The 21,597-nt window shown below is 61.6% G+C and carries 20 protein-coding genes; 5 read left to right on the top strand and 15 right to left on the bottom strand.

The features are described 5' to 3' along the window. Nucleotides 1-37: 37 nt before the first annotated feature. Nucleotides 38-550, bottom strand: coding sequence for a dihydrofolate reductase (locus ACYZTL_RS17170; protein ID WP_461952784.1), 513 nt, complete (start codon nt 548-550; stop codon nt 38-40). 85 nt (nt 551-635) lie between these two features. Between ACYZTL_RS17170 and ACYZTL_RS17165 the strand changes: the two genes are divergently transcribed. Next, complete coding sequence (locus ACYZTL_RS17165) at nt 636-2,006, top strand: DUF2868 domain-containing protein (protein ID WP_461952783.1); 1,371 nt, start codon at nt 636-638, stop codon at nt 2,004-2,006. Beyond that, nucleotides 1,999-3,375: a GTPase/DUF3482 domain-containing protein gene (locus ACYZTL_RS17160; protein WP_461952782.1), complete on the top strand. Its 1,377-nt coding sequence runs from the start codon at nt 1,999-2,001 to the stop codon at nt 3,373-3,375. Before ACYZTL_RS17165 ends, ACYZTL_RS17160 begins: the two co-directional genes overlap by 8 nt. A gap of 110 nt (nt 3,376-3,485) precedes the next feature. Here the strand turns inward: ACYZTL_RS17160 and ACYZTL_RS17155 are convergent, their stop codons facing one another. The 8 genes from ACYZTL_RS17155 to ACYZTL_RS17120 form a co-directional block, all read right to left on the bottom strand. Next, the gene (locus ACYZTL_RS17155) at nt 3,486-3,908 is read right to left on the bottom strand and encodes a hypothetical protein (protein WP_461952781.1); all 423 of its coding nucleotides are present in this window, start codon (nt 3,906-3,908) and stop codon (nt 3,486-3,488) included. 85 nt (nt 3,909-3,993) lie between these two features. Next, entirely contained in the window at nt 3,994-4,560 is a 567-nt protein-coding gene (locus tag ACYZTL_RS17150; RefSeq protein WP_461952780.1) for a phosphonate degradation HD-domain oxygenase, read from the bottom strand. Beyond that, complete coding sequence (locus ACYZTL_RS17145; protein WP_461952779.1) at nt 4,560-5,693, bottom strand: TIGR03364 family FAD-dependent oxidoreductase; 1,134 nt, start codon at nt 5,691-5,693, stop codon at nt 4,560-4,562. Before ACYZTL_RS17145 ends, ACYZTL_RS17150 begins: the two co-directional genes overlap by 1 nt. Nucleotides 5,694-5,830: 137 nt before the next feature. Beyond that, nucleotides 5,831-6,856 carry a putative 2-aminoethylphosphonate ABC transporter substrate-binding protein gene (locus tag ACYZTL_RS17140; RefSeq protein WP_461952778.1) on the bottom strand — a complete coding sequence of 342 codons (1,026 nt, stop codon included), beginning with the start codon at nt 6,854-6,856 and terminating at the stop codon, nt 5,831-5,833. Between the two features lie 50 nt (nt 6,857-6,906). Beyond that, nucleotides 6,907-8,631: a putative 2-aminoethylphosphonate ABC transporter permease subunit gene (locus ACYZTL_RS17135; protein WP_461952777.1), complete on the bottom strand. Its 1,725-nt coding sequence runs from the start codon at nt 8,629-8,631 to the stop codon at nt 6,907-6,909. Then, nucleotides 8,631-9,707, bottom strand: coding sequence for a putative 2-aminoethylphosphonate ABC transporter ATP-binding protein (locus tag ACYZTL_RS17130; protein WP_461952776.1), 1,077 nt, complete (start codon nt 9,705-9,707; stop codon nt 8,631-8,633). The genes ACYZTL_RS17135 and ACYZTL_RS17130 overlap by 1 nt, the downstream gene beginning before the upstream one ends. Before the next feature lie 193 nt (nt 9,708-9,900). Beyond that, nucleotides 9,901-10,764: a LysR family transcriptional regulator gene (locus ACYZTL_RS17125; protein ID WP_461952775.1), complete on the bottom strand. Its 864-nt coding sequence runs from the start codon at nt 10,762-10,764 to the stop codon at nt 9,901-9,903. A gap of 16 nt (nt 10,765-10,780) precedes the next feature. Then, nucleotides 10,781-13,036 (bottom strand): heavy metal translocating P-type ATPase, encoded by a 2,256-nt coding sequence (locus ACYZTL_RS17120; protein WP_461952774.1) that lies wholly within the window; start codon nt 13,034-13,036, stop codon nt 10,781-10,783. Nucleotides 13,037-13,120: 84 nt separating this feature from the next. Between ACYZTL_RS17120 and cadR the strand changes: the two genes are divergently transcribed. Next, a complete protein-coding gene (gene cadR, locus ACYZTL_RS17115; RefSeq protein WP_084322495.1) occupies nt 13,121-13,570 on the top strand; it encodes a Cd(II)/Pb(II)-responsive transcriptional regulator in 450 nt (149 codons plus the stop codon). Nucleotides 13,571-13,684: 114 nt separating this feature from the next. On the opposite strand, the gene ACYZTL_RS17110 is transcribed toward cadR, so the two are convergent. The 3 genes from ACYZTL_RS17110 to ACYZTL_RS17100 form a co-directional block, all read right to left on the bottom strand. After that, nucleotides 13,685-14,656, bottom strand: coding sequence for a thymidylate synthase (locus ACYZTL_RS17110; RefSeq protein WP_461952773.1), 972 nt, complete (start codon nt 14,654-14,656; stop codon nt 13,685-13,687). Between the two features lie 48 nt (nt 14,657-14,704). Further along, nucleotides 14,705-15,511, bottom strand: coding sequence for a prolipoprotein diacylglyceryl transferase (gene lgt, locus ACYZTL_RS17105; protein ID WP_461952772.1), 807 nt, complete (start codon nt 15,509-15,511; stop codon nt 14,705-14,707). Between the two features lie 83 nt (nt 15,512-15,594). Continuing rightward, a complete protein-coding gene (locus tag ACYZTL_RS17100) occupies nt 15,595-16,377 on the bottom strand; it encodes a sulfite exporter TauE/SafE family protein (protein WP_461952771.1) in 783 nt (260 codons plus the stop codon). A gap of 131 nt (nt 16,378-16,508) precedes the next feature. Here ACYZTL_RS17100 and ACYZTL_RS17095 point away from each other — a divergent pair, with 131 nt between their 5' ends. Continuing rightward, on the top strand, nt 16,509-17,255 hold the full coding sequence (locus ACYZTL_RS17095) for an NRDE family protein (protein WP_461952770.1): 747 nt from the start codon (nt 16,509-16,511) through the stop codon (nt 17,253-17,255). Nucleotides 17,256-17,433: 178 nt separating this feature from the next. On the opposite strand, the gene ptsP is transcribed toward ACYZTL_RS17095, so the two are convergent. Then, complete coding sequence (ptsP, locus tag ACYZTL_RS17090) at nt 17,434-19,713, bottom strand: phosphoenolpyruvate--protein phosphotransferase (protein ID WP_461952769.1); 2,280 nt, start codon at nt 19,711-19,713, stop codon at nt 17,434-17,436. 22 nt (nt 19,714-19,735) lie between these two features. After that, the gene (locus ACYZTL_RS17085; RefSeq protein ID WP_007897732.1) at nt 19,736-20,215 is read right to left on the bottom strand and encodes an RNA pyrophosphohydrolase; all 480 of its coding nucleotides are present in this window, start codon (nt 20,213-20,215) and stop codon (nt 19,736-19,738) included. A gap of 143 nt (nt 20,216-20,358) precedes the next feature. Between ACYZTL_RS17085 and ACYZTL_RS17080 the strand changes: the two genes are divergently transcribed. Beyond that, nucleotides 20,359-21,015 carry a histidinol-phosphatase gene (locus tag ACYZTL_RS17080; RefSeq protein ID WP_461952768.1) on the top strand — a complete coding sequence of 219 codons (657 nt, stop codon included), beginning with the start codon at nt 20,359-20,361 and terminating at the stop codon, nt 21,013-21,015. Between the two features lie 122 nt (nt 21,016-21,137). Here ACYZTL_RS17080 and ACYZTL_RS17075 read toward each other — a convergent pair whose 3' ends face one another. Next, nucleotides 21,138-21,563 (bottom strand): DUF2269 domain-containing protein, encoded by a 426-nt coding sequence (locus ACYZTL_RS17075; protein WP_461952767.1) that lies wholly within the window; start codon nt 21,561-21,563, stop codon nt 21,138-21,140. Nucleotides 21,564-21,597 lie beyond the last annotated feature (34 nt).

The following is a 21,597-nucleotide window of genomic DNA, read 5'->3' as shown; positions in this document are numbered from 1 at the left end:
GAGATCCAATGTGGGAGCGGGCTTGCTCGCGAAGCTTTTAGGCTTTTTCCCAGACTTCGAAGTTGTAAGCCGGTTTGTCTTCCACCGCCGGATTCTCGGTGTTGGAAACCAACTTCCACTGGCCCAAATCAAACTCCGGAAACCACGCATCCCCTTCCGGGCTCAACGCCACGCGCGTCAGATACAACCGGTCCGCCTGCGCCAGCCCTTGCGCATACAACTGCGCCCCACCAATCAGCATCAACTCATCGACGCCTTGCTCCTTCGCCCACTCCTCTGCGCGAACCACCGCTGCCTCCAGCGACGGATAAACTTCCGCGCCTTCCAGCACCAGATCTGCCTGACGGCTGACCACGATGTTCAACCGGCCCGGCAGTGGACGACCGAGGGAATCCCAGGTCTTGCGACCCATGATGATCGGCTTGCCCAAGGTGGTGGCCTTGAAGTATTTGAAGTCCCCCGGCAAGTGCCAGGGCATGCTGTTGTCGACGCCGATCACGCGGTTTTCACCGAGGGCTGCGATCAGGCTGAGGGGGAGTGATTTAGTCATGCCGGCGAGGATACCAGAGCCTCCCGTACCCCGATAAGCGCCACAGCGGTTATGCTCACAGCTCAATTAAGCGACGGGATGCCGCGTGACTGAACTGAATAACCTCTGGCTGACGGAAACCATCCGCCTGCGTGAAGAACACGCCGGCCCTCTGGATGATCTGGAAGCCAACCGACTGGCCCGCACAGCGGGTGGCGATCTGCCGACACGGATTTCGCGCCGCGCCTTGTGGCTGGCCGAGCGCGATGGGCTGACCGAAGCCCTGAGACATTGGCTGCAAGGCGCGCGACTGGCACTGATCGTGATGGCGGTGCTGGCAGTGGTCAGTGGCGCCGGGCTGGCGTTCGCCGCGCTGGGTGACGGTCAGACGCCGGTGAATGTGTTCTGGGCGCTGGGCAGTCTGCTCGGGCTGAACCTGATTCTGTTGCTGAGCTGGGCCTTGGGCCTGGTGTTCGCTGGCGAGCACGGCGCAACGCTGGGACGCTTGTGGTTGTGGCTCAGCGAAAAACTCGCCCGCGACGCCAAAGCTGTGCAACTGGCGCCGGCGCTGCTGTTGTTGCTGCAACGACAGAAACTCAATCGCTGGGCGCTCGGCGTGCTGGTCAATGGCTTGTGGTTGCTGGCGATGCTCAGCGCATTGGTGATTCTGCTGATGCTGATGGCGACCCGGCGTTACGGCTTCGTCTGGGAAACCACCCTGCTCAGCGCCGACACCTTTGTGGTCATGACCCAGACACTCGGCGCCCTGCCTGCTTTGGCGGGGTTCAACGTTCCGACGGTGGACATGATCCGCGCCAGTGGCGATGCCGCGCTGAACATCGAAAGCGCCCGTCAGGCCTGGGCCACGTGGCTGGTCGGCGTGTTGGTGGTTTACGGCGTTGTGCCGCGCCTGCTCCTGGCGCTGTTCTGCCTGTGGCGCTGGAAAAGCGGCCGCGCAAACCTGAATCTGGATCTGAACCTGCCCGGTTACGCTCAACTGCGCGAACGCCTGATGCCCACCAGCGAACGCTTGGGCATCAGCGACGCGGCGCCTGCGCAGCTTCATCGGGTGGAAAGCGGCGTCAGTGAATTGCAAAGCGACGGCGCGCTGCTGGTGGCCATCGAGCTGGATGATCAACGGCCATGGCCACCGCCACTGCCGAAAACCGTGAGCGACGCGGGCGTCCTCGACAGTCGCGAATCGCGCCACAAACTCCTGGAACAGCTCAGCCGATTCCCTCCGGCGCGCCTGGCCATCGCCTGCGACCCGAGACGTTCGCCGGATCGCGGCAGCCTCGCACTGATCGCCGAACTGGCCCGCAACGCCAGCGCCACCCGCGTCTGGTTGCTGCAAGCGCCTCCCGGCGAAGCACTGGACGCCGAGCGCCTCGGCGACTGGCACGTGGCGCTGCAACAGTTGGAGCTGCCCTTCGCCGACTGCGCGCCGCTGAACTGGCTGGAGACCGGTCATGACTAATCCGTGGAAAGCGCCGTTGAAGCTCGCTGTGGTCGGCCACACCAACGTCGGCAAAACCTCGCTGCTGCGCACGCTGACCCGTGATGTCGGCTTCGGCGAAGTCTCCCATCGCCCCAGCACCACGCGACACGTCGAAGGCGCGCGGTTGTCGGTGGATGGCGAGCCCTTGCTCGACTTGTTCGACACCCCCGGTCTGGAAGACGCCATCGCCCTGCTCGACTACCTCGAACGTCTGGAGCGTCCCGGTGAACGCCTCGACGGCCCGGCGCGGCTGGCGCGGTTTCTTGAAGGCAGCGAAGCCCGGCAGAGGTTCGAACAGGAAGCCAAGGTGCTGCGGCAACTGCTCACCTGCGATGCCGGCCTCTATGTGATCGACGCCCGCGAACCGGTGTTGGCCAAGTATCGCGACGAACTGGACGTGCTGGCCAGCTGCGGTAAACCGCTGCTGCCGGTACTGAATTTCGTCAGCAGTGCCAATCACCGCGAGCCGGATTGGCGCGAAGCGCTGGCGCGTCTGGGCCTGCATGCGTTGGTGCGCTTTGACAGCGTCGCGCCGCCGGAGGATGGCGAGCGGCGGCTCTATGAAAGCCTCGCGCTGCTGCTGGAAAACTCCCGTGAGCAACTGGAGCGTCTGATCGCCGACCAGCAGGCTCAGCGTCTGGCCCGACAGCAAAGTGCGGCGCGATTGATTGCCGAACTGTTGATCGATTGCGCGGCGTGTCGGCGCAGTGTGGTCAGCGACGCCGAGCAAGAACAGCAAGCCATCAGCGAACTGCGCAAAGCGGTTCGTCAACGTGAACAACGCTGCGTCGAAGCCCTGCTCAAGCTCTACGCCTTCCGCCCACAGGACGCGGCTGCCAGTGATCTGCCGTTGCTCGATGGCCGTTGGGGCGACGATCTGTTCAACCCGGAAACCCTCAAGCAACTGGGCGTGCGGGTCGGTAGCGGTATCGCGGCCGGCGCGGCGGCCGGGGCCGGAGTGGATTTGCTGGTTGGCGGTATGAGCCTCGGCGCGGCGGCGCTGGCCGGCGCGATTGCCGGCGGCGCCCTGCAAACCGCGCGCAGTTATGGCAGCCGGTTGCTGGGCAAGATCAAGGGTCAGCGCGAATTGACGGTCGATGACAGCGTGTTGCGGTTGTTGGCGTTGCGTCAGCGGCAGTTGCTGCAGGCGTTGAATGCGCGCGGGCATGCGGCGATGGACAGCATCCAGGTCGCCACGCCGCACGACAAGACCTGGCGCGAAGGCAAACTGCCCGAGGCGCTGAACAAGGCTCGGGCGCATCCGCAGTGGTCGTCGCTTAATCCGCAGGCGAAGTTGAGTCAGGCGGAGCGGCAGGAGCAGGTTGAGGTGTTGGCGCGGCAGCTTTAGTTCGGCGGTGCCCGGACCGACCCCTTCGCGAGCAAGCCCGCTCCCACAAGGAGTACGCATTCCCCTGTGGGAGCGGGCTTGCTCGCGAAGGCAGCGACTCGGTACCGGGGTCATCCGCCGATCTTCAAAAACTCCCGCGCCAGCGCCGCAACACGACTCCGATCCGTACGATTGGCATGCCCATCATTGTCCACATCCGAGCTCAATATCAGCTCGAACACCCCATCGTTATCAAGATCACGGGCCGCGGCCTTATAGGCAATCACCGGCCCTTCATGAAAATGCAGCCGCACCGTTTCCGGCGTGCCGTCTGCGGATGGATTCTGCGAGAAAATGCGCAAGTGCCTTTCCTCGCCTTCACCACTGTTGTACCAACCGCATTTCAAATAGGTGTTGCTGAAAGATTTGAGCCGCTGTCGATCCGCCTCCGTCGCCTTGCGCTGCAACCGGTCATCTTCATAAAACTCAAAATCAAGCGTATCCGCCACACCCTTCCCGCTTCGATCCTGTGCAATCACTTTCAAATAACGCATCCGTGCGCTTCCCTGGGAAAAGCCCAGACTGACCCGTCGCCGCCAGTTAAACCATCCACCGTTTCGCTATTGCCTGTGAGACAACTCAACGCGCCTCGCCGGACAAGACATTCGCGGCCTTGCGCTTCAACACGTCGAGATCAATCACCGGCACCCGCATCTCCTTGGCCAACTCATCCCACTGGCGCATGCGCAGACTGACGGCGCACAACGGATCCTGCTCGAAAGCTACTGCCTCGTCAGCGGTCATCACGCCGCCCTGATATTCCAGGGTCCGGCGGCTGGCTTCGCTCAAACGCTCGTAGTACCCAGGCTCTTTGAGTGTCAGATAACGCTTGGCTTGCACGTGGTATTCCACCAGCCGCGCCACGCGTTCGCTGAAGCCTGCGCGGCGCAGATAATCGGCACCCAGGCGTTCGTGGCTGACCACGCCGAAACCGCCCATGTTCTCGGCACTCTCGGCGCAGATGTGCCCGATGTCGTGGAAGAACGCAGCAAGCACCACTTCGTCATCGAAGCCTTCCGCCATGGCCAGTTGTGCGGCCTGGGACATGTGCTCGATCTGCGACACCGGCTCGCCGATGTAATCACTGTCGCCAAAACGTTCGTACAGCGCGAATACTTCGTCGATCACTTGCGCAGTGCGGTCCATCAAAGCTCTCCCAATACCGTCGCGACATTACGTTCGGCCATGGCCGGCCCGACACTCATGCCGACGCCGGTGTGCATCAGCGCCACGCTCACGCCCGGCATCGGCCGCAGGAACGAAAACGGTCCTGGCCCCCGGGAACCATAGACACCCTGCCAGCGCTCGACCACTTGCACCTTGCAGCCCAACGTCTGCTCGGCCAGTTCGATCATCCAGTCGTCCACTTGCTCGGCGTTGAATGGCGAGGGATCGCTGCCATAGTGATGGGAGTCGCCGATGATCAGTTCGCCGTAAGGCGTCGGGCTGATCAGCAGGTGAATGCCGTGTTCGTGCAGGTGCGGTTCTTCACGCAGGATTTGCGCCTGCACCGCCGCCGCTTCCGGCAGATCGGCAAATGCGCCGTAATGCACGCAACTCAAACCGGTGAGCAGCGCATGTTGCAGGTTGAGGTTGATCTGCGGTCGGGCGCGGAGCATTTGCAGGCGGCAGATTTGCGGGTCAAGCGCGGCGATCGGCTCGGCCAGCAAGGTCTGATAATCGTGGCCGGAGCAGACGATGATCTGCTCGGCGCTGAAGGTGCCGGCGGTGCTGTGCAAGCGACCGGGCTCGATATCGCGCACGAGGGTGGAGAAGTGAAACTCGACGTTCATTTCCCGGCGCAGGTAATCGATCAACGCCGGGATTGCTTCGCGGGAATACAGTTGTTGATCGTCCATGCCGTGCAGCGCGGCGCGGTGATGGCTGAACTGGCCGCCGTATAAATCACGCAAGCCAGCGTCGCGCAGAAGCTCGACACGGTAACCGTGTTCCACGGCTCGTCCGGCGCAAAAAGCTTCCAACAGATGTTCTTCGGTTTCGGTGCGGGCGAACAGGTATGAGCCGTTGCGTTTGAGTTGCAGGCCGGCCAGTTGCGCCCATTGGCCCCAGATCTCGCGGCTGGCTTTGGCCAGTTCGAGCATCTGTCCCGGTGGCTGGCCGGTGACGAGGGCCTGGCCGAAGTTGCGTATCGAGGCGCCAAGCGGGGTTTCGCTGCGTTCGAAGACGGTGACTTTGAGACCGCGTCTGGCGGCGGCGTAGGCGTGGGACAGGCCGAGGATGCCGGCGCCTACGATCAGCAGGTCGTTGTGGTGTGTCATTAAGATAATCCCGCTTTTGTGGCGAGGGAGCTTGCTCCCGCGGGCCGGTCCGCGCTCGGGCGAAGCGGCCCCCCAAAAAAAGGGCCTGCTGCGCAGTCCAGCGGGAGCAAGCTCCCTCGCCACAAGATGTCAGTCAGTTACTTGGCAACCACTTTCTCGGACTTGCCGTCATAGCGCTTGCGCCACTCGGTCAGGATTTCATCGCGATTCTTCGACGCCCAGGAAAAGTCGTTCTTGATCAAACGCTGCTCGTAATCCGCCGGCAATTCGGTCTGCGGCTTGGCGATACCCGGCTGAGCAAGCACCGCGAAGTTCTCTTTATAAAGCTCCATCGCCGCCGGACTCGCCGAGAAGTCAGCCAGCTTCTTCGCGGCCTCTTCGTGCGGCGTGCCTTTGATCACAGCCGTCGCTTCGATCTCCCAGCCCAAACCTTCTTTCGGCAGGATGATGTCCAGCGGCGCACCCTTGCGCTTCAACTGTACGGCCGGGTATTCAAAGGAAATACCGATCGGGAATTCACCCGCCGCCGCCAGTTTGCAAGGCTTGGAACCGGAGTGAACGTACTGGCCGATGTTCTGGTGCAGGTCGTCCATGTACTGCCAGCCCTGCTTCTCGCCGAAGGTCTGCAGCCACGCGCTGACGTCGAGGAAACCGGTGCCGGAAGAGGCCGGGTTCGGCATCACGATCTTGCCTTTGTACTCAGGCTTGGTCAGGTCCTGCCAGCTCACGGGCTTGGTCAAACCCTGCTTCTCGGCTTCGACAGTGTTGAAGCAAATGGTCGCGGCCCAAACGTCCATGCCGACCCAGGCTGGCGGGTTGGCGGCGTCGCGGTAGTTGCCGCCGATCTTGCCCAGATCCTTCGGCGCGTAGCTTTGCAGCATGCCTTGCTGATCGAGAATTGCCAGGCTCGAAGCGGCCAGGCCCCAGACGGCATCAGCCTGTGGACGGTCTTTTTCGGCCAGCAGCTTGGCAGTGATGATGCCGGTGGAGTCGCGTACCCACTTGATCTCGACGTCCGGGTTGGTTTTTTCGAACGCTTCTTTGTAGGTCTTCAGTTGTTCGGCTTCGAGGGCGGTGTACACCGTCAACTCGGTTGGCGCCGCGAAGGCGTTCAGGCTGAAAGCAGTGAGGACAGCAGCGGCCAGGGCCAGGGGCTTGAACATGATCTTTTCCTGTTTTGAGTTGAGGGGCTTTCGGTTTTAGGAGTAGCGAATCAATGACCGGGCGCGGTCTGCCGCCAGGCCTGGGAACGGCGCAGCAAACCGCGCGAGGCCCAGGCCAGCAGCAGGGACACGCCCGCCGAGGTGAACAGAATCAACGTGGACATGGCTGCCGCGCCGCCGACGTTGCCGGCGTCGTCCATGTTCAGCACCGCCACCGCCGCGAGGATGGTGTCAGGGCTGTAGAGGAATATCGCCGCCGAAACGGTGGTCATGGCCGAGACGAACAGGTAGCGCACGATGTCCAGCAACGCCGGCAGGCAGATCGGCACGGTGACCCGCAGGTAATGCCGGTACAGCGGCGCCTTGAGCGACAGCGCGGCGGCTTCGAACTCGGCGTCGAGTTGGCGCAACGCGGTGGTCGCGGTCATTTGCGCGGTGGTCAGATAGTGAGCAATGGTGCAGACCACCAACAGGGTCATAGTCCCGTAGAGCACATGCAGCGGGTTGTCGGTGAGGTTGAAGAAGAAGACATAACCCAGGCCCAACACCAGACCCGGCACCGCCATCGGTACGAAACTGAGCATGCGCAAGGTCAGATTCAGCCCGCGCTGGCCCTTGGTTTTTTCCATCAGGTACGCGCCGGTGAAGATCAGCACGCTGCCGATCAGTGCCGTGCACAGGGCCATTTTCACGCTGTTGCCGTAGGCCAGCCAGCCGCCGCCCGCCGTGTCGTTGAACTGGTAATGGTTGAGCGATAGCGACAGGTTGTACGGCCAGAATTTCACCAGTGACGAGAACACCGCCATGCCGAACACCAGCAGCAACACCGCGCAGATCAGCAGCACAATGGCGAGGTAGCAGCCGTCGCGCAGCTTCGACGGTGCCGGTCGAAAGACCTGCGCCCGACCGCTCATGGAGTCGCCATGACGCCGACGCAACCACGCATCGACACCAAAGCTGAACAGCGCTGGCAGCAGCAGGACCATGCCGATCAGCGCACCACGACCGAACTGTTGCTGCCCGACCACGGCTTTGTAGGCTTCCAGTGCCAGCACTTGATAGTCGCCACCGACCACCACGGGCACGCCGAAGTCGGTGATGGTCAGGGTAAATACGAGGCAGAACGCTGCGAACACGGCCTGACGGGTTGCCGGCCAGGTGATGCTGCGGAAGGCTTTCGCCGGACTGGCGCCCATGCTGGAGGCGGCATCGAACAGACGCGCATCCGCCAGGGACAGCGCCGACAGCAAAATCATCAAGGCGTGTGGGAAGGTGTAGATGACCTCACCCAGCACAATGCCCCAGAAGCCGTAGATATTGTCCGAGAGCAAACCGCGCAACATGCCCTGGTTGCCGAACAGGTAAACCAGCGCAATACCCGGCAACATCGACGGCGCCATCAGTGGCAACAGCGACATGCCCCGCCAGATGCCTTTGCCCGGTATCAACGTGCGTTGCAGCGCGTAGGCAAACAGGTAAGCCAGCGGTACGACAATCGCCGCGACGCTGAGGGAAACTTTCAGGCTGTTGCCGAGCAACCAGTGGAAATTCTCACTGGTCACCAGTTCACGGGCCGCGACCAGACCACCGCCCTGCCCGGCTTCCGAGCTGAAGCCACGCCAGAAGATCGCCAGCAACGGCATCAACACCGCGATGCCGAGCATCACCAGCAAAAGGACTTTGCCGCCGACCACGAACACCCGGTCGCCGATCTCGGCACGGGAGGTCTGCCGCACCTGCTTGTGCGGTATCGGCAGCGCGATGTTCGCGCTCATCAGGCAAACACCTGCAGGCTGCGCGGTGGCAAGGCAACCATGATCTGCCGGGCGCCGAGGCGCGGCATGGCTTCCGGCGCCAGTTCTGCCAGCAACGCGTGACCCGGCAGTTGATCGAGTTCGAAGCTCATGCGGCAACGGTTGCCGAGGAAGGTGATTTCGCGAACCTTGGCCGGGAACAGGTTTTCCTCATGCACCAGCGGGTTGACGTTGATCGCCTCGGGGCGGCAGAACAACCGGCCCGACGCGGTTTTTGCACTGCCGTCCGCCAGGCGCACGTTCATCCCGCCGACCTGGGCGTGGCTGTCGCTGTTGCGGTGGAACGGCAGCCAGTTGCCCTGGCCGACGAACTCCGCCACGAACGGCGTGGCCGGGCGGTCGTAGATTTCCTGCGGCGTGGCGTACTGCTCGACCTTGCCGTTGTTCATCACGGCGATGCGGTCGGCCATCAGCATGGCTTCGTCCTGATTGTGGGTGACCATCAGGGTGGTGATGCCGAGGCTGCGTTGAAGTTGGCGCAGTTCGGTGCACAGATGCTCGCGGACCCGAGCGTCGAGGGCCGACATCGGTTCGTCCAGCAGCAACAACGAAGGCGCCGGCGCCAGGGCCCGAGCCAGTGCGACACGTTGCTGCTGGCCGCCGGACAATTGGCCGGGGTACTTTTTCTCACTGCCGGTCAGGCCAACCAGCTCCAGCATCTGACCGACGCGCTTGCGCACTTCATCGCGACCGCTGCCGGTGAGGCCGTAGGCAATGTTCGCTTCGACGGTGAGATTGGGGAACAGCGCGTAGGACTGAAACAGGATGCCGTAGTCCCGGGCCTGCGGTGCCAGGTGGGAAACATCGCGTTTGCCAAGGTACAACTCGCCGCTGTCCTGTTTTTCCAGACCGGCGATGCAGCGCAACAAGGTGGTTTTGCCACAACCCGACGGACCCAGCAGGCACACCAGCTCACCAGCCGCCACGTCGAGGGAAACGTTATCCAGCGCGGTGAAGGCGCCGAAGCGTTTCTGCACGCCGCGCACCTTCATCGGGGCGCCGGGGTTGGTCAGGGCAGTTGCGATCGAGTGGTTCATGGACGGGCCTCATCAAGCAGATGGGGCCATCCTGAACCTGTAATGCGTCCGTCATGTGGCAGTGAGGCAAAAACGGCTGATAGTGGTATTCAGGGATTTTGGTTGAGCCCAAAAAGATCGCAGCCTTCGGCAGCTCCTACGCCGAACGCATTCCCCCTGTAGGAGCTGCCGAAGGCTGCGATCTTTTGATCTTTCAGGCCGGCGCCATTTCCTGCGCCAACCCGAGAAACGCCGCTGGCAACCGAGCGCTCTTTCTCTCTTTGAGGCAATACAGATACTCGGGAATCTGCGGTGCATTCTCGATGGTCAACACCCGAAGTTGCGGATCATGCGGCACTTCCTGCCGGGCAATGATGCTGATCCCGATGTTGCGCAGCACCGCCTCGCGAATCGACTCTCGGCTGCCAATCTCCAGCAACGGCCCGAAACTCACCCCGACGCTGGCCAGCAATTCTTCGGTCAACCGCCGAGTGGTCGAGCCTGACTCGCGCATCAACAACGTATGCCCGGCCAATGCGCTGAGCGGCACATGATCGTGCGCCGCCAACGGATGATTGCGATGCACCGCCAACACCAGCGGATCGCTGCCGAGCACCCGCCGAATCAGTCGCGCGTCGTCGAGCAGTTGCGAGGAAGCGGCGACATCGACCCGGAAATCCTCCAAGGCTTCCAGCACCTGCTGCGAGTTGCCGATTTCCACCGACACTTCTACCTGCGGCAAGCGCTCGCGAAAGGTCTTCACTAGATCGAGGATGTAATACGGCGCCGTGGCGGCGATGCGCAGCGTGCCGTGGACCTGGCCGCTGTTGCGCAGGAAAAACTCGATGTCGGCTTCCTGCTGCAACAGCGCCTTGACCATCGGCAGCAACCGCGCGCCTTCGTCGCTGACGCTGAGGCGGCGGCCGCCACGGTAGAACAACTCGACCGAGTACTGGTTTTCCAGGTTGCGGATCTGCGTGGTCACGGTGGGCTGGCTCAGGCCGAGCTTTTTCGCCGCCAGGGTAATGCTGCCCAGGCGGGCCACCATGTAAAACGCCTTCAGCTCGGCACTCAGCACACCCGCTCCTCATCGATTATTTGCGCAACAGGCGCAAACCGTTGAACACCACCAACAGGCTCACGCCCATGTCGGCGAACACCGCCATCCACATGGTGGCGATTCCGGCGAAGGTTACCCCAAGAAAGATAGCCTTGATGACCAAAGCGAGCGCGATGTTCTGCTTGAGGATGCTCGAGGTTTGCCGCGACAGGCGAATGAACGCGGGGATCTTGCGCAGATCGTCGTCCATCAGGGCGACATCCGCGGTCTCGATGGCGGTATCGGTGCCGGCGGCGGCCATCGCAAAACCGATTTCTGCCCGCGCCAGTGCCGGTGCGTCGTTGATGCCGTCACCGACCATGCCGACGCTATGGCCCTGTGCATAAAGTGCTTCGATGGCTTGCAGTTTGTCGGTCGGCAGCAGATCGCCTTTGGCCTCGTCGATGCCAACCTGTGCGGCAATCGCCTGAGCGGTGTGGACGTTGTCGCCGGTGAGCATCAGGGTTTTGATGCCCAGATCGTGCAGTTGCTGGATCGCCTCGCGGCTGGATTCCTTGACCGTATCGGCCACGGCGAACAGCGCCAATGGGCCGGATTTGTCGAGCAACAGCACCACGGACTTGCCCTGTTTCTCCAGCGCAAACAGCTTTTCTTCCAGTGCCGGCGAACACAGCTTCAGCTCTTCCACCAAGCGGTGGTTGCCCAAGTGGTAGGTCTGACCGTTGATGTCACCGCGCACACCGCGACCGGCCAGGGCTTCGAAGTTATCCACAACGAGCGGCGCAAAGGGTTTATCCACAGCGGCGTTGGCGATGGCCAGCGACACCGGGTGGTCCGAGCGTCCGGCCAACGCTGCCGCTATCGCCGGCGCCGAGGCTTCGGCCGTGGGATCAAGCGACAGATAATCGGTCTGCACCGGCTTGCCGTGAGTGATCGTGCCGGTCTTGTCCAACGCCAGGTAGTCGAGTTTGTAACCACCTTCCAGATAGACGCCGCCCTTGACCAGAATCCCTTTGCGCGCCGCCGCCGCGAGGCCGCTGACGATGGTCACCGGGGTGGAAATCACCAATGCGCAGGGGCACGCGACCACCAGCAACACCAGCGCGCGATAGATCCAGTCGAACCAGAGCGCGCCCATGAACAGCGGCGGAATCACCGCCACCGCGAGGGCAAAGATGAACACGGCGGGGGTGTAGATTTTCGAAAACTGGTCAACGAAACGCTGAGTCGGCGCCCGTGCGCCTTGCGCCTGTTCGACGGCGTGGATGATCCGCGCCAAGGTCGAATTGTTGGCGGCGGCGGTTACGGTGTATTCAAGAGAACCGGCCTGATTGATGGTCCCGGCGAAGACCTTGTCGCCGACGCTTTTCTCTATCGGCATGCTTTCGCCGGTGATCGGCGCCTGATCGATGGTCGAACTGCCCGACACGACTTCACCGTCCAGGCCAATCCGCTCGCCGGGTCGCACTCGTACCCGCGCACCCAACTCGATGGTTTTGACGTCCTGCAAAATCCAGCTGCCGTCGGCCTGCAGCACCGTGGCCTGCTCCGGGGTCATCTGCATCAAGCCGCTGATGGCGTTGCGCGCGCGGTCCAGGGACTTGGCTTCGATTAATTCAGCCACGGTGAACAGGAACATCACCATCGCCGCTTCCGGCCACTGCCCGATCAGGATCGCGCCGGTCACCGCGATGCTCATCAGCGCGTTGATGTTCAGGTTAAGGTTTTTCAGGGCAATCCAGCCCTTCTTATAGGTGCTGAGGCCGCCGCTGAGGATTGAGATCAACGCGATGATCGCTACGACCCAGTTAGGCGCAGCGTTGGTGAAGTGGATCACTTCGGCGGCGAGCGCAGTCACGCCGGACAGCGCCAATGGCCACCACGGCTTTTTCTCGGGCGCGGGAGCTGGCGCTTCGACGCCCTGCTCCAGAGGTTCGGCCTGCATGCCGAGGGACTTGATCGCGTCGATGATCGGCGCAGTACTCGGCAGGTCGTGGGTGACGCCCAACACGCGGTTGATCAGGTTGAATTCCAGCTGCTGCACACCCGCGAGCTTGCCGAGTTTGTTCTGGATCAGCGTCTGCTCGGTCGGGCAGTCCATCGCGTCGATGCGGAAACTGCTCAACCGCGCGTTGGCGGTGGGCGTTTCGGTCAACTGGATCAGCGCAGGTGCTGCAGCTTTCGACGAACAGCAGGAATCGCCATGATGGCTGTGTACAGGCTGAGGCACAGGCGTCAGTTTGCTGCAGCAATCGGTTTCGGGTTTGTGGGTGTGCTGGGAATCGCTCATTGGTTGCGTCCGTGAAGGTGCCTGTTGCCAAGTAAAGACCCTGTAGCCACTATAGGGTCAAGCACCCATTTGGAGATGGCCGTCATGAAGATCGGAGAACTGGCGAAACTCACCGACTGCGCCGTGGAAACCATCCGCTATTACGAACGCGAAAATCTGCTGCCGGAGCCGGCCCGCAGCGATGGCAACTACCGCGTCTACACCCAGGCTCACGCCGAACGCCTGACCTTCATCCGCAACTGCCGCACCCTCGACATGACGCTCGAGGAAATCCGCAGCCTGCTGGCTCTGCGCGACAGTCCGCAGGATCAGTGTGAAAGCGTGAATGCGCTGATCGATGAACACATCCATCACGTGAAAGCGCGGATCGACGGGTTGCTGGCGTTACAGACACAACTGCTCGACCTGCGCCAACGCTGTGGCGAAGGGCCGGATATCGATCAATGCGGGATTTTGCAGCGGCTGGAAGTGAGCGGCGGGGTTGTGGCGACGGAGGTTGAGCATTCACATGTTGGCCGTAGTCACGGCCATTAATATCACCACAAAACCCTGTAGGAGCTGCCGAAGGCTGCGATCTTTTGATCTTTGAAAGGCAAGGTCAAAAGATCGCAGCCTTCGGCAGCTCCTACATTGGGATCGCGGTGAGGCTTAAACCGCCATCGGCGCGGTCATCGGTGCATGGTGCTCGTAGCCTTCCAGCGAAAAATCACTCGGTTCAATCAACTCCAGCCATTCCGGCTGATAAACACCGGTCTTGGCAAACTCCGGCACACGATCGCTGATCACCAGTTTCGGCATCGGGAACGGCTCGCGCTTGAGCTGTTCATTCAGCATGTCCAGGTGGTTTTCGTAGACGTGCGCATCGCCGATGAAATAGGTGAACCAGCGCGGCGTATAACCGGTCAGGCGACCGATCAGGCTCAGCAGCGCGGCGCCTTCGGTGAGGTTGAACGGCGTGCCCAGGCCCAAATCATTGGAGCGGATGTAGAGGGTCAGGGAAATCTCTTTGGTCTCGACATTCGGGTGGAACTGGTACAGCAAGTGGCACGGCGGCAGGGCCATTTCATCGAGCTGGGCGACGTTCCAGCCGTGGAACAGGATGCGGCGGCTGCCCGGGTCCTTGATGATGGTGTCGACGCACTGGCGAATCTGGTCGATCGCCTTGTACAGAACCACGTAAGCCTGGCCGTCTTCTTCGCCTTCGGCGATCTGACGGTAGCCCTGGCTCAACGTCTGCTCGATGGCGGCTGTGTTGCTGACCGGGATCTGCTTGTACGCCGGCCATTTGCGCCATTGCACGCCGTAGATCTCGCCGAGGTCGTCTTCGCCCTGACGGAACGGGTTGGCCAGCCATTGCGCGTTTTCGTTGGCGTTCTGGTCCCAGACCTTGCAGCCCAGCGCACGGAATTCGGCGGCGTTGTTCACCCCACGCAGGAAACCGCACATTTCGCCGATGGCCGATTTGAAGGCCATCTTGCGGGTGGTGATCGCCGGAAAACCTTCCTGCAGGTCATAACGCAGCATCGCGCCGGGAAAACTGATGGTGTTCACGCCAGTGCGATTGGCTTGCTTGGTGCCGTTCTTGATGACGTGGGCGACCAGCTCGAGATATTGCTTCATGAGTTACCTGTGTCCTTGAACCCGGGACCAAAGCCCCGGGGTTCGAATTTATACGGCCGCCGCTGGAGCCGCCGGAGCGCGGTGATACGCCAGCCAGATCAGCAACAGACCGCCGACGATCATCGGCACGCAGAGCACTTGGCCCATGGTCAGCCAGTTCCAGGCCAGATAGCCCAGTTGCGCGTCCGGTACGCGGACGAATTCGACGATGAAACGGAAGATGCCATAGAACAGCGCGAACATCCCGGACACCGCCATGGTTGGCCGCGGCTTGCGCGAGAACAGCCATAGGATAGCGAACAGCGCCACGCCTTCGAGTGCGAACTGATACAGCTGCGACGGGTGACGCGCCAGTTGCGCCGGGTCGGTCGGGAAGATCATCGCCCACGACACGTCAGTCGCCTTGCCCCACAATTCGGCGTTGATGAAGTTGCCGATACGCCCGGCACCCAGGCCGATCGGCACCATCGGCGCGACGAAGTCCATCAGTTGGAAGAACGACTTGTTGTGCTTTTTACCAAACCACAACGCCGCCAGCATCACGCCGATGAAGCCGCCGTGGAACGACATGCCACCCTTCCACACTTCGAAAATCAGTGTCGGGTTGGCCAGATAAGCATTCAGATCGTAGAACAGCACATAGCCCAGGCGACCGCCGACGATAACGCCCATCGACATCCAGAAGACCATGTCGGAGAGTTTCTCTTTGCTCCAGGTCGGGTCAAAACGGTTGAGCCGGCGCGACGCCAGCAGCCACGCACCGCCGATACCGATCAGGTACATCAGACCGTACCAGTGGATTTTCAGCGGACCGATGGCCAGGGCCACCGGGTCGATCTGCGGGTAAGGCAGCATTGCGACTCCTCGTTAGAGTTGAAACTTTCAAAATTCCCGGGCGACGCTGCCACCTCAGGATTAAGCCAGGATTGTGCTGTGCATCAGATCAGAAAATTCAAACCCACGCAGAACAGCAAAGCGGCGAACAGTCTTTTCAGCAAATTCGGCGACAGCCTGTGGGCCAGTCGCGCACCGAGGCGGGCGAAAACCATGCTGGTCAGGGCGATCCCCAGCAGCGCCGGCAAATAAATAAAACCGAGACTATGGGCCGGCAGCAACGGATCGTGCCACCCCAGAATCATGAAACTTAATGCACTGGCCAAAGCGATCGGCAAACCGCAGGCCGATGAGGTCGCCACGGCTTGCTGCATCGGCACGCTGCGCCAGGTCAGGAACGGCACGGTCAGCGAACCGCCGCCAATCCCGAAAATCGCCGAGGCCCAGCCAATCACACTGCCGGCAAGGGTCAGACCGACTTTCCCCGGCACCGTTCGGCTGGCCTTGGGTTTGACGTCCAGCATAAGCTGCCCGGCGATGACCAGGGCAAATACGCCGATAATCTTCTGCAGATTGGGCCCGGAGATCGCTTCGGCGGTCAGCGCACCGAAACCGGCACCGAGCAGAATGCCGACAGTCATCCAGGCAAAAATCGGCCAACGCACGGCGCCGCGGCAATGGTGCTCGCGCACCGCGTTGACCGAGGTGAAGATGATCGTCGCCAGAGAAGTGCCGACCGCCAGGTGAGTCAGGATCGACGCATCGAAGCCCTGCAGGGAGAAACTGAACACCAGCACCGGGACGATGATGAGCCCGCCGCCCACGCCGAACAGCCCGGCCAGCACTCCGGCACAGGCTCCGAGCGCCAGATAGAGCAGAAATTCCACGCTGTTCCCCCACCCAACCCCAAAACCGAGCGGCATGGTAACGGATGCATGGCCCCGGGCTCCACTGGATGGCGATGGATACCCGTACGATGACTGCGTAGAGTGGGCAAAAAACACACAAGGACCACCTTATGTGCCTGATTGTTTTTGCCTGGCGACCGGGTCATGCCCAACCGCTGATCGTGGCGGCCAACCGCGACGAATTCTACGCGCGGCCCAGCCTGCCCCTGGCGCAGTGGCCCGAAGCACCGCAGGTCTACGCCGGTCGCGACCTGGAGGCCGGCGGCACCTGGCTCGGTGTCGGTGCCAACGGGCGGTTCGCGGCGCTGACCAATATCCGCGACCCCCACCAACCGCCCGCCCGAAAATCCCGGGGTGAACTGGTCGCGCGATTTCTCAATGGCGAAATGCCAATTGATGATTACTTGGACGATGTTGTCGGACGTTCGCTGGAATATGCCGGGTTTAACCTGCTGATCGGCAATGCCAATGAGTTGTGGCATTACAGCGCACGGGCGACTGAGGCGGTGATGTTGCAGTCGGGGGTTTACGGGTTATCGAATGCGGGGCTGGATACGCCGTGGCCAAAGTTGCTCAAGGCACGGGCGGCGTTGGAGGCCGTTCTGGAGGACCCACAGCCTGAGGCGCTATTGGCGTTGCTGAGTGATGCGCAGACGGCTCCGTTTGCAGAGCTGCCGGATACCGGGGTGGGTTTGGCGACCGAGACATTGTTGTCGAGTGTGTTTATTGCCAGCCAGAGTTACGGGACCCGGGCGAGTACGGCGTTGATTGTTCATGCCGATGGGACGCGGCATCTGGTTGAGCGGAGTTTCGGGCCGTATGGCGGGCATTTGGGGGAGGTGGAGATAACGATCTGACAGTCTGGCAATAAATTGTGGCGAGGGAGCTTGCTCCCGCTGGACCGGGCTGGCGCTCCAGTGCGAAGCGCTCCCAATCTGGCCAATGTGTTTTTTCAGAAAAACTTCATTGGCCATTTTGCGACTGCTGCGCAGCCGAGCGGGAGCAAGCTCCCTCGCCACAAGGGCCATCAGTGTTTTAGTGGGGTTTGATCGCCGCTGGATTAATCATCCGCGCCAACCCAAGGTTCTTCAGCGCCAATTGCAGCGAGCTGTGGATAACCTGCGGATTGTCGATGGTCATCAGTTCGGCGAGCAGATCCTTGGCCTTGCTCAGGTTGATCTGCCGCAACATCCACTTCACCTTCGGCAGGTTGGTGGCGTTCATCGACAGGCTGTCGAAACCCATCGCCATCAACAGCACCGCCGCCGCCGGGTCACCGGCCATTTCGCCGCAGATGCTTACGGGTTTGCCTTCGGCATGGGCGTCACGCACGACGTTCTGCAACGCTTGCAGTACCGCCGGGTGCAGGTAGTCGTAGAGGTCGGCCACTCGCGGGTTGTTCCGGTCCACGGCCAACAGGTACTGGGTCAGGTCGTTGGAGCCGACCGACAGGAAGTCCACTTGCCGCGCCAGTTCCTTGGTCTGGTACACCGCCGCCGGAATCTCGATCATCACGCCAATCGGCGGCATCGGCACGTCGGTGCCTTCGTCGCGGACTTCGCCCCAGGCCCGGTGAATCAGGTGCAAGGCTTCTTCCAGTTCATGGGTGCCGGAGATCATCGGCAGCAGAATCCGCAGGTTGTTCAGGCCTTCGCTTGCCTTGAGCATCGCGCGGGTCTGCACCAGGAAGATTTCCGGGTGGTCGAGGGTGACACGAATGCCGCGCCAGCCGAGGAACGGGTTGTCTTCCTTGATCGGGAAGTACGACAGCGACTTGTCACCGCCGATGTCCAGGCTGCGCATGGTGACCGGTTGCGGGTGGAACGCGGCGAGTTGCTCACGGTAGATCGCCAACTGCTCCTTTTCGCTCGGGAACCTCTGGTTGATCATGAACGGCACTTCGGTGCGGTACAGACCGACACCCTCGGCGCCGCGCTTCTGCGCCCGCGCCACGTCCGCCAGCAGGCCGGTGTTGACCCACAGCGGCATGCGGTGGCCATCGAGGGTCACGCACGGCAAGTCGCGCAGCGCATCCAGCCCGAGGGCCAGTTGCTTCTCTTCCTCGACCAGTTCGGCGAACTGCTTGCGCAGCACGTCGCTCGGGTTGGTGTAGACCTCACCGTGGTAGCCGTCGACGATCATCTGGATGCCGTCGACCTTGGAATACGGCAGGTCGACCAGGCCCATCACCGTCGGGATGCCCATGGCGCGCGCGAGGATAGCCACGTGGGAGTTGCCCGAACCCAGTACCGACACCAGACCGGCCAGCTTGCCTTCCGGCACCTCGCCGAGCATCGCTGGCGTCAGTTCTTCGCTGATCAGAATGGTGTTGTCGGGATAAACCAGGGTCTGCTGACGCTCTTCCTGCAGATAAGCCAGCAAGCGCCGACCGAGGTCCTTGACGTCCGAGGCGCGCTCACGCAGGTAGGCGTCGTCCATCAATTCGAAACGGTTGACGTGATCGGTGACCACCTGACGCAGCGCGCCCTGGGCCCACTGACCGGTCTTGATGATGGTGGTCACTTCGCTGCCCAGCGCCTCGTCGGCGAGCATCATCAAGTAGACGTCGAACAAGGCCCGCTCTTCCGGGCGCAACTGCGTGGCCAATTTGGCCGACAACGCACGCATGTCTGCGCGCACGCCTTCGATGGCAGTCTTGAACAGCCCGAGTTCGGCCTCGATGTCGGCGATGGTCTTGTCCGGCACCACGTCCAGATCGGCCGGTGGCAACATGACCACCGCCGTACCGACCGCCGCACCCGGTGAGCCGGGCACGCCGACGAACTTGGCTTCCTGAATCCCTTTGCCCTGACGGCCCAGACCCCGGATCGAACCGGTGGCCTCGGCGTGGGCGATAACGCCGGCGAGCTGCGCGCTCATGGTCACGAGGAAGGCTTCTTCACCTTCGTCGAACTGCCGACGTTCTTTTTGCTGAATGACCAACACGCCGACGACGCGGCGGTGGTGAATGATCGGCGCCCCGAGGAATGAGGCGTAGCGTTCTTCACCGGTCTCGGCGAAGTAGCGGTAGCGCGGGTGATCCGCGGCGTTTTCGAGGTTCAGGGGTTCTTCACGCGTGCCGACCAGGCCGACCAGACCTTCGTTGGGCGCCATGCTGACCTTGCCGATCGAGCGCTTGTTCAAGCCCTCGGTCGCCATCAGCACGAAGCGGTTGGTCTCGGGGTCAAGCAGGTAGACCGAGCAGACCTGGCTGCCCATGGCCTCTTTGACGCGCAACACAATAATCCCCAACGCCGCCTTGAGATCCTTGGCGGAGTTAACTTCCTGGACGATCTTGCGCAGCGTATTGAGCATGGCTCGGGGTCGAACTCCGTCGTCAGTCGCGCGCTAAAAGGCGCGGGGCAAGCTCTTTGAGAGCGCGTCGATACACCTCGCGCTTGAATGTCACCACCTGGCCCAACGGATACCAATAACTGACCCAGCGCCAGCCATCGAATTCCGGTTTACCGGTCAAATCCATCCGCACCCGCTGCTCGTTGGAGATCAGGCGCAGGAGAAACCATTTCTGTTTCTGGCCGATGCACAGCGGTTGGCTGTGGGTACGGACCAGACGTTGCGGCAAACGATAGCGCAACCAGCCCCGGGTGCAGGCGAGAATTTCAACATCTTCGCGCTCAAGACCCACTTCTTCGTTCAACTCGCGGTACAAGGCGTCTTCCGGCGTCTCCTGGGGGTTGATACCACCCTGCGGAAATTGCCAGGCATCTTGATTGATACGGCGAGCCCATAGCACCTGTCCGGCATCATTCGTGAGAATGATCCCGACATTGGGGCGGAAACCATCGGGGTCGATCACGGCAACAACCTCGCAAACGCATGTCGACGCATTGTTCCACAAAGGTTGTGAAGGCAGCAACGAGCCGGCCTACCTTATGTGCACTCTTGTGAAAAGTCCGTATTCTGGACGCCTTTCTACAGACTTTTCAGCGAGTAACTGCAATGCGGCTGGCTTTATTCGACTTGGACAACACCCTTCTGGGCGGCGACAGTGACCACGCCTGGGGCGATTACCTGTGCGAACGCGGCTTCCTCGACGCCGTCGCCTACAAAACACGCAACGACGAGTTTTACCAGGATTACCTGGCCGGCAAGCTGGATAACGCCGCCTACCTGAACTTTTGCCTGGAAGTCCTCGGCCGCACCGAAATGGCCACGCTGGATCAATGGCATCTGGACTACATGCGCGACTGCATCGAGCCGATCGTGCTCCCGAAGGCCATGGCCCTGTTGGCCAAGCATCGTGAAGCAGGTGACAAGTTGGTCATCATTACCGCGACGAACCGTTTTGTGACCGGGCCGATTGCCGAGCGACTGGGCGTCGAAACCCTGATCGCCACCGAGTGCGAGATGGTTGATGGCCGTTACACCGGGCGCAGCACCGACATCCCGTGCTTCCGTGAAGGCAAGGTGACGCGGCTGAGTCGCTGGCTGGAAGAGACCGGGCATTCGCTGGAAGACAGTTACTTCTACAGCGACTCGATGAATGATTTCCCATTGCTGGAGCAGGTGGCGAATCCGGTGGCGGTTGATCCGGATCCGAATTTGCGGGCCGAGGCCGAGAAGCGCGGTTGGCCGGTGATTAGCCTGCGCGACTGATGACGCCTTCGCGAGCAAGCCCGCTCCCACATTTGATCTGCGTCGTACACAAAATCTGTGTTCGCTGAAGATCTAGTGTGGGAGCGGGCTTGCTCGCGAAGGGGCCGACTCGGTCTCAAGCCTTAAACCGGCTTCGCACCCATCAACCCCGCAATAGCAACAAAGCAGGCGAAACTGAACAACGCTAAAGCAAAGGTAAACTTGCCCACGCCACCCGGCATCTTGCGCAATTTATTGAGCCGCACCAGCAACCAGAACCACGCCAACGCCGCCACGGTGTAAAGCACGCTGGACGCCAGCAACCACGCCTGCCCCAACGGCCAACCCACCAGATGCACCATCCACCAGCCGGTGAACGGCATGCTCAGTAACGCCAGCCCCATCAACAGCCAAATGAACACGCGAGGCCGTTGCAACGTTCGGCTGCCCGCCGTTGCGTCGCCATTACGCCGCGTCCGCCAGACCCAGATCCCCAGGCCCAGCGCACACACCAGCAACACCACCGTCGCCACCATGTGCGCTACTTTCAGGGCAGTTAACGTTTCCATTGTTCGATTTCCTTATGACCTGCCCATCAGCGTA

This window comes from Pseudomonas sp. LB3P81 (assembly GCF_054897965.1).
The sequence above is the reverse complement of the archived record's forward strand: the minus strand, read 5'-3'. Positions and strand labels throughout refer to the sequence as shown.